The 11714-nt window shown below is 53.1% G+C and carries 11 protein-coding genes; 6 read left to right on the top strand and 5 right to left on the bottom strand.

Features of this window, described 5'->3' with window-relative positions; all coding sequences use genetic code 11:
- Window positions 1-3 precede the first annotated feature (3 nt).
- Both ABY734_RS06560 and ABY734_RS06555 read left to right on the top strand, forming a co-directional pair.
- A complete protein-coding gene (locus ABY734_RS06560) occupies window positions 4-978 on the top strand; it encodes a TniB family NTP-binding protein (protein ID WP_372778210.1) in 975 nt (324 codons plus the stop codon).
- Window positions 975-3065: a TniQ family protein gene (locus ABY734_RS06555; protein ID WP_372778209.1), complete on the top strand. Its 2091-nt coding sequence runs from the start codon at window positions 975-977 to the stop codon at window positions 3063-3065. Before ABY734_RS06560 ends, ABY734_RS06555 begins: the two co-directional genes overlap by 4 nt.
- Here ABY734_RS06555 and ABY734_RS06550 read toward each other — a convergent pair.
- On the bottom strand, window positions 3041-3250 hold the full coding sequence (locus ABY734_RS06550) for a GDCCVxC domain-containing (seleno)protein (RefSeq protein ID WP_372778208.1): 210 nt from the start codon (window positions 3248-3250) through the stop codon (window positions 3041-3043). The two genes, ABY734_RS06555 and ABY734_RS06550, sit on opposite strands and share 25 nt — an antisense overlap.
- On the bottom strand, window positions 3238-3621 hold the full coding sequence (gene merC, locus ABY734_RS06545) for an organomercurial transporter MerC (protein WP_372764703.1): 384 nt from the start codon (window positions 3619-3621) through the stop codon (window positions 3238-3240). Before merC ends, ABY734_RS06550 begins: the two co-directional genes overlap by 13 nt.
- Before the next feature lie 163 nt (window positions 3622-3784).
- Here merC and ABY734_RS06540 point away from each other — a divergent pair, with 163 nt between their 5' ends.
- The 4 genes from ABY734_RS06540 to ABY734_RS06525 all read left to right on the top strand — a co-directional run bounded on the left by ABY734_RS06540 (window position 3785) and on the right by ABY734_RS06525 (window position 9526).
- Window positions 3785-4123, top strand: a complete 339-nt coding sequence (locus ABY734_RS06540) for a hypothetical protein (RefSeq protein WP_372778207.1) — start codon at window positions 3785-3787, stop codon at window positions 4121-4123.
- 99 nt (window positions 4124-4222) lie between these two features.
- A complete protein-coding gene (locus ABY734_RS06535; RefSeq protein WP_372778206.1) occupies window positions 4223-5434 on the top strand; it encodes a TolC family protein in 1212 nt (403 codons plus the stop codon).
- Window positions 5424-6413, top strand: a complete 990-nt coding sequence (locus ABY734_RS06530; RefSeq protein ID WP_372778205.1) for an efflux RND transporter periplasmic adaptor subunit — start codon at window positions 5424-5426, stop codon at window positions 6411-6413. The genes ABY734_RS06535 and ABY734_RS06530 overlap by 11 nt, the downstream gene beginning before the upstream one ends.
- 11 nt (window positions 6414-6424) lie before the next feature.
- Window positions 6425-9526: an efflux RND transporter permease subunit gene (locus ABY734_RS06525; protein ID WP_372778204.1), complete on the top strand. Its 3102-nt coding sequence runs from the start codon at window positions 6425-6427 to the stop codon at window positions 9524-9526.
- Between the two features lie 82 nt (window positions 9527-9608).
- On the opposite strand, the gene ABY734_RS06520 is transcribed toward ABY734_RS06525, so the two are convergent.
- The 3 genes from ABY734_RS06520 to ABY734_RS06510 all read right to left on the bottom strand — a co-directional run.
- Window positions 9609-10442, bottom strand: coding sequence for a cation transporter (locus ABY734_RS06520; RefSeq protein WP_372778203.1), 834 nt, complete (start codon window positions 10440-10442; stop codon window positions 9609-9611).
- Window positions 10443-10509: 67 nt separating this feature from the next.
- Window positions 10510-11364 carry a sterol desaturase family protein gene (locus ABY734_RS06515; protein ID WP_372778202.1) on the bottom strand — a complete coding sequence of 285 codons (855 nt, stop codon included), beginning with the start codon at window positions 11362-11364 and terminating at the stop codon, window positions 10510-10512.
- Window positions 11365-11440: 76 nt separating this feature from the next.
- On the bottom strand, window positions 11441-11714 hold a 274-nt coding region (locus ABY734_RS06510; RefSeq protein ID WP_372778201.1), incomplete at its 5' end, for a helix-turn-helix domain-containing protein.

The raw sequence follows: 11714 nt of genomic DNA, 5'->3' as shown, positions 1-11714 counted from the left end.
TCTGTGTCAAAGGCTAAAATCACATTAGACATGCGCGAGAAGCTTGAAGCTTCTCGCGTCATGCACCCCTGTTTTTCACAGATTGAAGCAGTACTTGATCACTTGGTTGAACTATCACCGACGATCAGCACAGGCTACATCGTTACAATCTTTGGCGAGTATGGCCTCGGCAAGTCCACACTGTTTCGTGATCTTGAGAAACGCTATCCGGAACATGACGCTGCAACCGCACGCGGGGAGAGCAAGCAGATCCCGATTTTTGTCATTGATGCGGTGGAAAGCATTACCAACCGAAAAGTGGTTGACGCCATGTGCAGAAAAGCGGGCGTAACCACCACAAGCTCCAACAACCTCGACTATTTGAAGAACAAGGCGATTACCCTATTAAGGGAATGTGGAACACTATTATTTGGAATTGATGAAGCGCATGAATTCCTGAATAACTCGAATCGAGTCGGCGTCAAATCAGTCGTTTCTTTTGTCCGCAGCTTAGCTGATGCGATCAAAATCCCCGTCGTCCTGATGGGCCCTCATGACTACAAGGATTTCGTCTACTCCTCAGGAGATCTCAATCGTCGCGTAAAAGAAGAGTATACGCTCAGGCAAATGGGCGCTCCCATCGACGCTCAGACGGAGTTTTACTGGACAGCCGTGGGCATGCTCGAAAAGCTCCAGGAAATTACCGGACGGCGCCTGGATCCGTCCATCGATCTACTGAGCTTTACGCAGCGCTTGTTCCTGGTTACCGAAGGTCGCATTGGCTGCGTGTTCGATTTCCTAGCTCAATATATTGTCGACCAAGCAAAGCTTGGCACAGCCAGAGATTTAATCTCATTAGACGACATGCAAAACACCATGAAGCGATACCGCCCACCATTCCCGCTAGTCTCTCCGGCCAAGGATGCGTGGACGAAACTGTCCCAAAAGGAAATTGACGCGCTCATGGATGAATATGAGTTCATGGACGACGAAGAATGAGCAAGCATATCTCACAAGCGATTTTTCGGCCGAAAGCATTCCCCGGAGAAAGTCCAGGAAGCATCCTGCTCAGGTTCTCGGGTGCGGTCTTTGAGAAACCCACTACCGCACTCAGCGCGTTCGGCCTGAACGACGGAGAACTTTGCCAGTTGATGCGAAAATTCTGGCGCGGTGACACCACGATTTTGTCTCAAATTGCTGACCTATCGGACTGGCAGTTGGAGCCCTACGTTCTGGCAAAATCAAACAGCCGATGTCATCGAGACTGGATGTCTACTAGACACGTGTCGGTATGCCCGGACTGCGCTCAAGAAGGCCATTTGCCTGTCACTCACGATCTCAAAACGGTCGATACGTGTGCAAAACATGGCCTAAAGCTCTTAACTCACTGTCCGCATTGCACAAAGCCTATCTCTTGGTCACGGCCCTCACTAACCCATTGCAAATGCTTCAAACCCCTAGATAGCAGAATTAAAGCATCCCAGAACTCGCTCCGATTTGCGAAGAAAGTCGATGAGCTTGTCCAAAGCCGCGGCGAAAAGGCAATCGATAATCTAATGTTAGCCAAGAAAGTCCTATCCACCCGCTACCAACTGAGCTCAGACAGCGCAGCAGAAATCGCGCTGGAGTTGCATGACGGCAACACGCAATCACTATCCGTATTCATGGGCAGATTCGTCCAAGGGCATCCTTCACTCAACATTAGAGCCGTGATCGCCCCTATTAGCGACTTACTTTCGGACTTTGGTATCAGCGAAGATGATTTTATTGCCAGAGTCGCGCAAAAACAGCCCAGACTGAAGGCTGCATACCTACCCCAAAGCTACTATCTGACTCGTACTGAGCTAATGTACGCTCTTCAAACGACCACACGGGTTACATCAGACCTTTGGACGAAAAACCTCCACTCACAGCAAGTGGATGGAAAAGGAGTCGAGCTTGCATCACTACTGACGTTTTATGCTCATTTCGTGGGCGACAGTGCAATCCAGCCCCAAGGCAACCACCGAACTCTCCGCGAGCTACAGGCCGCCACCAAAAAACCTTATTCACACTTTGTTTCAGGCATTATTGACGGTAACTATAAGGCAGTTACGGCCATCCAGGAGTCAGGGCTGCCCGATGTCAAGATTGAATTCGATTTGTCGACACGCGACAGTATCCCTACTGGATATCTGACCCAACGCGAGACCGAAGCCTACCTGCATCTTTACGGTGTTGCTGTGACCTCTGCACGTCAAGCCGGATTGTTACGCGCCAAAGCTCAACCTGACCGCTGGAACCGCTACCTCTATGAAAGAAGTAGCGTAGACCATTTCATGAAAAACTATGTCACTTGTGGGCAACTCGCAAAGCAATTATCCACGTCAGCTAAGCCATTAAAGAGAAAGCTGGAATACTTGGGCATCAACCCTATCTCTGGGCCAGACATCGACGGCACCACTTTGTATATCTTCGCAACCAAAAGCATCAAGGGCCTGACGAAGGCACAGCTAGCTATCGCAGAACGCGAATATAGGGGCGTAGGCCGGAAAGGAGCTGACGCTCCACGGCCGGATAAAAGGCGCTGGATGACTGCGAAAGATGTAACGTCACTTCTCCAGGTGTCCAACCAAAAACTAAAATATCTGACGCGGGTAACTCCTCTAGTAGAAGGCGTACCGGAAACATCTTCGTCCAAGGCGACCCGATATTTCAAAAGAGACAGCGCAGAGAAAGCCAAAGCCTTTATTGATTCGCTCGTACCGATTGATGAGTTAGTCAGATCGACAGGGCTTTCCCGACAAAAGCTATTGCGCCGCATTCGGCTGCTTATCAGAGACGCGGTGATTACAATCAATAAGACCAATTTTGTCACGCCGAACGACGCGCAGCGCTTTTTATCTCATAGCCGAGACTACTGGTGCGCGGATACAGCGGCCGAATTCCTGGGCTGCAAAAGATTTGATATCAATAACTGGCGCAAGATGGGAGTGCTCGACGCCATCCCTCCGACTGACAGAAATTTTGTCGGAACGCCGCACTTATATTTACGAACTGAAATTGAAAAGTTTCGCCGCTATCAACAACACATTCCTCCCCGCTGAACGGGAGGGCATCTCTCAGATCCATATGAGCAAAAAACGCAGCAATCACCTGCTAAAGGCTTGAGCAGTCGATGACAGCCAGGGCAATCATAAAACCATTGACAGAATTCTAAAGGCATGTGCTCAGTTTTCTTAAAACCGCATTCTGGGCAAGTCAGCTCTGAAGTCAAAACTATCGGCGACATGATTTTGTGCGAGCTGGTTGAACAATATCAAGAACGGAAATAACAACCATCGACAAGACACCACCGTAAAATACCCATGTGCTCCATTCGTACTGCCATAGTGGATACAATACAAGCAAAACGAGTGTAGGCCCCAGCACAGAAAGGATGCCTCTAATATGGACGCGGTGTTGATACCATCCCGCAAGGCCAGCGAAAAGAGCAATAACCGCAAATAGGGGCAACAGCGTGTTGATAAAAACCCCTTCAAAGCTCGACAAAAAACCCAGCCCGATCGCGGCACCAAGCGAACCAAGCGCAGGAAAACACCCTGCGCATCCGATCGCACTCACTACGACACCCACACTGCCTGCCAATCCTGTCGATTTCATATTCCAAATCCCTCAGAATTCGTGACAGCCTAAACCCTCGGGTATACTCCAGTGTCAAGCGTGGCCATCCATTTTCCTCCACTTCCTCCTGTGAGGCAGGAACTTTATCCAATCGGTTGTATCGTATACTCTTACTTATCTTCGCTAGCCACACTTATTCGACATGAAAAGCCGTATTTGCCTGATCTATATGCTAGTCACGTTGATTGCTTCGCAATCCGTGTGGGCAATGCTGGATGAACACGGCATTAATGGCGACACTGCAGCTAGTGAAGAATTACGCCATGATGGTCACACCGCGGATGCGAGTGATAAAGAACAACACAACAATGATGCAGAAAGCTGTGTTCACTGCTGTCATTGTCATTTTCATCAAACATCTTTCTTACCCCCCTCTAGCACCCTCGTTGAGCAGACTGGCCGAGGCACGAAAGCCATGAACTATCTCGCCTGGCTAACGGAAGCTCATCAAACCACGCCATTCAGACCACCCATCCTGTAAATCCTGTTAGAACCAGAACTTTTTGCGTTAACACAACAGGATTAACCCATGACTATCATGTATCTCCCGTGCAGGCGGTGGCTTGCGCTGGTGCTGTGCTTGGCTGCGCCTGCAGCTCAGGCGCAGCTGACACTACAGGAATCAATCACTCGCGCGCTTGACGACAACCCTCAGCTACAGGTTTTCCCTTTACGACAGAAAGCCGCTGAAGCACAACGAGAATCGGCCAATCTGAGACCCGGTTACACACTGGGCATTGAAGCGGAAAATCTCGCAGGTAGTGGCGAGTTCTCCGGAACGGACAAGGCAGAATACTTGCTCTCTATAGGTTCGGTTATCGAGCTTGGTGGTAAACGCTCGGCCCGCACGGCATTGGCTGACACTCGCTACGCGCAAATTGCGCTAGAACGTGAGATCGCTGCTCTGGATTTGATCGCTGCGGTAACCCAGAGCTTTGTCACGGTTCTCAGTTTGCAGCAGAAAATTGAAGTCGAAGAGCGGGCCTTGCAGCTTGCTAACGAATCTTTGTCTGTTGCCTCACGGCTTGCCCGTAACGGCGCGGCGCCGGATGCCGACCGATTTAGGGCGAAGGCCCAACAGGCTCAGGTCAAATTGAATCTTGAGGCGCTTAAGGCCGAGTACAACGCTGAAAAGCTCGCATTGGCAACTTTATGGGGCTCAGACGAAGCTCACTTTGAAGGCGTCAGCGGGAATCTCTTTGCTCTTCCGGCTCCGGAAAACTTTCTTACCCTATGGCGTCGCGTGGAGTCCTCACCCGGCATCGCGATACTGGCGTCCGAACAGAGAATGGCTGAGGCCGAGCTGGCACTGGTACGCAGTCAATCCAGCGCCAATGTTGGTTGGCGCCTGGGCGTGCGGCGCGATCAGTTCAGCGGTGACTCGGGCATGATCGCCAGCATGGACATTCCTCTATTTTCCGGTGGGCGCAATCGCGGCGAAGAAAAAGCGGCGAGAGCGCAGCTCGAAAGCCAAGCCCACCGCCAGCAGGACGCACGTCTCGCATTGCGCAGAGGCCTTTATCGAGCCTGGAAGACCTGTCAGCAGAGCCAATTGGCAACCCGCTCCCTTCAGGCAGACGTCATACCGGCATTGGAGTCGGCGCAAGCCCATACACGCCGGGCCTATGAACAAGGGCGCTATCGCTTTACCGACTGGTTAGCTGTTCAGAATGAACTGCTGGATGCACAGCGGCGGCTGATCAGCGAGGCAACCAGTGCCCTCCACCATCAGGCCTTGATCGAGCAGATCACAGGGACTCCACTTAGCGAGGAGAGCCGCCATGACCAATGAATTCGGAAGAGACATCATGAAAATCACGACGACATTACGCTACTTTTTGCTAGCTACTTTTCTGACCTTACCGGCACAACAAGCCCTTGCTGGTGCGGATCATGACAATGGTGCTTCAGACCATTCGGAGTCCGTGAATCACGACGATGCTGAGCATGAACACGATGAGGGAACGCCATCGACCACCATTTCGAAAGCCATGGCTAGCCGCAATGGTATTCGCACTGGCATCGCTGGCCCTGGCACCATAGAGCGTCATCTCAAGGTCTACGGTCGCCTCGAATTGCCACCGGATCAACGCATTGAAGTCCGAGCCCGCTTTGCCGGTCTGGTGAAATCCGTCAGCGCTGGTGTTGGCCAGCAGGTTAGCAAGGGAGAGGTGCTGGCCATCATTGAATCCAACGACAGCTTGAAAGATTACGCGATCCGCGCACCTATCGCGGGTGTCATACAGTCCCGTCAGACCAGTGTCGGTGAGATCAGTGGCAGCGCCCCCTTGTTTACCGTGGTGGATACCCGGCAACTGTGGGCGACCTTGCAGGTATTTTCCGCCCAACGTTTTGAAGTAAAGCCGGGACTGGCGGTGCACGTTGTACACAACGGTCACCGTCACGACAGCACCCTGGAATCCCTAGCCCCCGCAGGCCAGGGCGAACCTTATATCCTGGCCCGAGTACTGCTCGGCAATCCTGAGGGGGATATGGCTCCGGGCGATCTGGTGAGTGGTGAAATCGATGCAGAAACCATTAAAGTTTCGCTGGTTGTGGAAAACCGCGCGCTACAGCAGCTTGAGGGCAACACAGTTGTTTTTGTTCAACAAGGCGATGAATACCACGCGCGCGTTGTAAAAACCGGTCGCACCGATGGCCGCCATACGGAGGTGTTGGCAGGGCTGGATGTGGGTGTGCACTACGTCGTCGAAAGCAGCTATCTGATTAAGGCCGATATCGAAAAATCCGGCGCGTCTCACGAACACTGAAGGAGAGAAACATGATTGATTCAATTGTGCGCCTCTCCATCGAGAGGCGCTTTCTGATGCTGAGTCTCATTTTGGTTCTGACCGGGATGGGCATCTGGAGTTATCAGCGGCTTCCCATTGACGCCGTACCGGACATTACCAATGTGCAGGTGCAGATTAATACCGAAGCGCCGGGGTACTCACCCCTAGAGGCCGAACAGCGGATCACTTTTCCGGTTGAAACAGCGCTCTATGGTTTACCGCAATTGGATTACACCCGCTCGCTGTCCCGCTATGGGCTGTCGCAGGTTACCGTAGTGTTTGAGGAAGGCACCGACATCTACCACGCCCGCAACCTGATTGACGAGCGACTGGCCGCAATCAAAAGCGCCTTACCCTCGGGCCTTGAACCGAAGATGGGCCCAATTGCTACCGGCCTGGGTGAAATATTCAGTTATACGGTACAGGCGGACGAAGACAGCCTGCAGCCCAACGGCGAACCGTGGGATGCGACCGCACTGCGGGAAATTCAGGACTGGATTATTAAACCGCAGATGGCTCAGGTTCGCGGTGTGGTGGAGATCAACACCATTGGCGGCTTCGATAAGCAATACCATGTAACGCCGAATCCAATGAAGTTGCTGGAGCACGGCATCACCTTGAAGGATATCGCCCGTGCATTGCAGGCCAACAATAATAACCGTGGTGCTGGCTATATTGAGCGCAATGGCGAGCAGATACTGGTGCGCTCGCCGGGGCAGCTTCAGACGATTACCGACATAGAGCGCGTGGTTGTCGGTCGCTACGGCTCAGTTCCCGTTATGGTCAAAGACGTGGCTGAGGTTGCCATAGGGAAGGAGCTGCGTACCGGTGCAGCCACCCGCGATGGTAAAGAAACGGTGTTGGGCACCGCCATGATGTTGACCGGTGCAAACTCGCGCACGGTGGCCCGGGATCTTGCGGCCAAGCTGGAAAGCGTCAAAGCCTCTTTACCGGACGGCATCAAGGTAGAAACCGTTTACGACCGCACGACTCTTGTGGATAAAACCATCGTCACCGTGCAGAAAAACCTGCTGGAAGGCGCGTTGCTGGTCATCGTGGTGCTGTTTCTGCTGCTCGGCAATATCCGTGCAGCCTTGATTACCGCTGCGGTCCTACCGCTTTCCATGATGGCGACCATTACAGGGATGGTACGCACCGGTATTTCAGCCAACCTGATGAGTTTGGGCGCGCTGGATTTCGGACTGATTGTCGACGGTGCGGTGATTATCGTTGAGAACTGTATTCGGCGATTGAGTCATACTGGTCAGACTCTGGCATTACGCGAGCGTCTGGAGGTGGTGTATGACGCGACGCGTGAAGTGATCCGCCCCAGCCTGTTCGGCGTGGCCATCATCACCGTCGTTTACATCCCAATCTTTACCCTCAGCGGGGTGGAAGGAAAAATGTTCCACCCAATGGCCGCCACTGTAGTGATGGCCTTACTGGCAGCCATGATCATCTCGCTCACGCTGGTTCCCGCAGCGGTTGCAGTGTTTATGAAGGGCCCGATCCAAAAGCAGGAAAGCCGGATCATCCGCTCGGGCAAAAACCTGTATCGCCCACTGCTGGAAAAAGCGCTGGCCTTGCCTAGTCTGGTTGTCACGTGCGCAACGCTGTTGGTGGCGTTTTGCCTGTGGCTGGCAACCACTCTGGGCTCAGAGTTTGTACCACAACTCGACGAGGGCGACATCGCCTTACATGCCTTGCGGATACCGGGCACCGGGCTGGAGCAATCCATCAAGCTGCAGGAAATACTCGAAGAGCGTCTGAAAGACTTTCCCGAGGTCGACAAGGTATTCGCCAAAATCGGCACCCCGGAAGTGGCCACCGATCCCATGCCACCCAATGTGGCCGACAACTTTGTGATGCTGAAACCTCGCGACCAATGGCCTGATCCAAACCGTTCCAAGGCAGCGTTGGTAAATGCCATGGAAGAAGCACTTGAAGCTTTGCCCGGCAACAACTACGAGTTTACTCAACCGATTCAAATGCGGTTTAACGAGTTGATTTCCGGAGTGAGGGCGGATCTGGGCATCAAGGTATTTGGTGATGACCTCGATCAGCTCGAACAAACCGCCGAAGACATTTTGGCGGTGGTTCAGCAAGTCGAGGGCGCCGCCGACGCACGTGTGGAACAGGTCAGCGGTTTACCCATGTTGTCGATTATTCCCAAGCGCATTGCACTGGCCCGCTACGGTTTGACGGTTGATGACTTGCAAGCCCTGATTGCGGCGGGCATCGGCGGTGAAGATGTTGGGCTGATTTACGAAGGCGATCGCCGTTTTACCCTCGCGTTGAGATTGCCGGAGGACATACGGCGCGACATCGACAGCCTCGGGTTTCTGCCGGTTCCCCTACCCGATGGCAACTATGTGCCGCTGGCGGAAGTCGCAGAACTACAGCTTAAACCGGCGCCAGCTCAAATCAGCCGGGAAAACGGCAAGCGTCGCGTGGTCGTTACCGCCAACGTGCGAGACCGGGATCTGGGCAGCTTTGTCGATCAGGTTGCGCGTCAGATTGCCGACAAAGTGGATTTGCCCAGTGGCTACTGGCTGGATTACGGCGGCACCTTTGAGCAACTGCAATCCGCCAGCCAGCGGCTGGCACTCGTGGTGCCCGTCACACTGGCCATTATTATCGGGCTATTGGTGATGGCCTTCGGGTCATTGAGGGATTCACTGATCATCTTTACCGGTGTTCCCTTGGCCCTGACCGGTGGCGTATTGGCCTTGTGGCTACGCGATCTCCCCCTGTCAATTTCGGCAGGCGTTGGCTTTATTGCGCTCTCGGGAGTTGCAGTCTTGAATGGTTTGGTGATGCTGGCCTTTATTCGTGACCTTTGGCACGAGACGGGTGATTTGCGTGAGGCCATCGTTGAAGGTGCGCTAATTCGGCTGCGCCCGGTATTGATGACCGCCCTGGTTGCCAGTCTGGGGTTCGTGCCGATGGCCTTGAATACCGGTACCGGAGCCGAGGTTCAACGCCCACTGGCAACAGTGGTGATCGGCGGCATTATCTCGTCGACCTTGTTGACCTTATTTGTATTGCCGGTACTTTATCGCTGGGTGCACCGGCGGGATCAAACCGACTAGCCTATCGGATATGACTGGCAGCACCAAAGCTGCCAGTCATAATCATGTTGATTCACAATCCTTCGCTTTAAGCGCGAACGTGTTACCCCGCTTTGAGCGACAGTATCCGGCGGGAACCATTCAACACAACCGCCGTAATGATCAAGCCAATCACCAGATCGGGGTATGGGGAGTGTGTGAGCATGACAAGTATCCCCGCCAGGATAACACCCGCATTGGCGATCACATCGTTGGATGAGCAAATCCAGGTAGCGGTCATATGTACCCCGCTATCTTTTTTGCTGGCCAGGAGATACAGGCAAAGAATATTGGCCGCCAATGCCATCAGACCAATGCCAATCATGAATAGTGATTGCGGTTCGCTGCCATACGCAAAGCGTCGTATCACTTCGATCAGGACACCAACACCCAGAGCCAGTTGCAGCCAGCCAGTAGCGCGCGCTGCCGTCAGCTTGAGTGACGCGCTTCGCCCCACTGCATACAAGGCCACGCCGTATACACTGGCGTCAGCGAGCATGTCCAAAGAATCCGCGATCAAGCCCGCTGATTGGGCCCAGATGCCGGCGACAATTTCTACGCCAAACATAACGAAGTTTATTGCGAGAAGCGCCCGAAGGGTCTTGGCTTCATCAGCATCACGAGTTTGTTGAGTGCCAGCTAAAACATCAGCATCTCCCTGGTAATCCGTCAGCGCTACCTGCTCTGAATCCAGCTTCAGCCCTTGTAACGCCGCATCAATATCACCAGGCTTGGCAGTATGAACAACTTCGACCTGGCGAAGCCCCATATCAAATTCCAGCGAAATAATGCCGGGCTTGTCTTCCAGAGCACTTTTGACCAATTGCTTTTCGGCTGCGCAGTCCATTTTGCGCACGGCGAACGTCTGGCGGACGGGGATGAGTTGGGCATTAGTCATTCTGCAGATTCCTGTGTCTGCTAAAAAGCTTCAAGATAAAGCTTAGACCTTACTACAAGGTCAAACGTTACTCCGAGCTGAAAGGCCATTTAATTTGCTGAAGATATCGCAGCGGCATAGTTTCTTTCATTCCAACCTGGCCCGGTTGAAGTTGCCCAGGTTCGTACCGATAGGTTCTGAACAGGTGATCCCAGATCGCCCAAAACTCCCCGAAATTCACTTGTGCATCTTCATACTCCCGTTTGTGATGCCAGCGGTGAATCTCGGCAACACCCAGCAGATTTCGAAAAATACCCACGGAGTAATCTAGGTTGGCATGCTGGAAGGCCAGATGAACGGCGATTATGGCAAACCAACAACCAATTACATCGGCCGGGGCTCCAAGTATTACCACCACCATCAGGCCTGGGCTGGCTAGTAACAAAGCGCTTAAGGGGTGGCGGCGCTCACCGTTCAACCAGTACAACCGCTCTGAACTATGATGCAGCGCATGAAGGCGCCAGAGAAAATGATTTTTGTGGCTGAGCCAGTGCATAAACCACAACCCAAAATCGATCATCGCACCGGCAAGCAGGAGTTGCAGCCACAACGGGCTGGAGTCAGGCCAGTACGTCGTTCCGGCTAGCGCCGTACTCGGTAGCCAAGCCCGAATGATGGTCACCACTTCTACGACGGTAAAAATAAGAGCGAGGCTAAATGCGGCGTGTAGGATATCAACTCGTGTGTCGTTGTGGTCGTCGTTCCAAGTTCGCTCATAAGGCTGGATTCTTTCAAGCAGAGCGACCAGAGTGATCCCTGCCGCAGACACAATAATGGCCAGCGGCCAGTGCGGCATATCATGCGCGATAATCTGATATTGCAGCAGCGCGCAGCCCAGAAAAATCAGGGGGTAACTCGTCCAACGGATGATGGGCCTTACCATAGCGTCCTCCATTCAGGGTAGTATTACACCCAGTATGCAATGAAGGCGCTCCAAGGGTATTGAACGAAAGAGCTATCTATTCAGGTGAATTACTCTTAATGAGACTCACTATCTGCGAGGCGGTAATGCCAAAGGCGTCACCTACCGCTCTGGAAAAATGCGCCTGATCGGCAAAACCGGCCTGACTGGCAGCAAGACTAAGATTACCAGTTACCACGGCTGTCTGGAGTGCCAAGATCAGCCGCAGCCATTTGCGGTAGCTGCGAAGGGGCAAGCCCGTTTGCTCGGTAAACCAATGAGAAAAACGGCTAGGAGACAGATTTACACGCGCGGCTAGCTGATCGCGACTG

The sequence above is a fragment of the Litorivivens sp. genome, from assembly GCF_041624475.1.
In the GTDB taxonomy this organism is placed as follows: Bacteria; Pseudomonadota; Gammaproteobacteria; order Pseudomonadales; family Spongiibacteraceae; genus Litorivivens.
This window is presented reverse-complemented; position numbering and strand designations above follow the sequence as displayed.

Bases quoted from the DNA above. Each gene is read 5' to 3' on its own strand.
- merC (WP_372764703.1), bottom strand. From the start codon at position 3,621: ATGAAATCGACAGGATTGGCAGGCAGTGTGGGTGTCGTAGTGAGTGCG.
- ABY734_RS06520 (WP_372778203.1), bottom strand. From the start codon at position 10,442: ATGACTAATGCCCAACTCATCCCCGTCCGCCAGACGTTCGCCGTGCGC.
- ABY734_RS06555 (WP_372778209.1), top strand. From the start codon at position 975: ATGAGCAAGCATATCTCACAAGCGATTTTTCGGCCGAAAGCATTCCCC.
- ABY734_RS06550 (WP_372778208.1), bottom strand. From the start codon at position 3,250: ATGTCGCCGATAGTTTTGACTTCAGAGCTGACTTGCCCAGAATGCGGT.
- ABY734_RS06530 (WP_372778205.1), top strand. From the start codon at position 5,424: ATGACCAATGAATTCGGAAGAGACATCATGAAAATCACGACGACATTA.
- ABY734_RS06525 (WP_372778204.1), top strand. From the start codon at position 6,425: ATGATTGATTCAATTGTGCGCCTCTCCATCGAGAGGCGCTTTCTGATG.
- ABY734_RS06515 (WP_372778202.1), bottom strand. From the start codon at position 11,364: ATGGTAAGGCCCATCATCCGTTGGACGAGTTACCCCCTGATTTTTCTG.
- ABY734_RS06540 (WP_372778207.1), top strand. From the start codon at position 3,785: ATGAAAAGCCGTATTTGCCTGATCTATATGCTAGTCACGTTGATTGCT.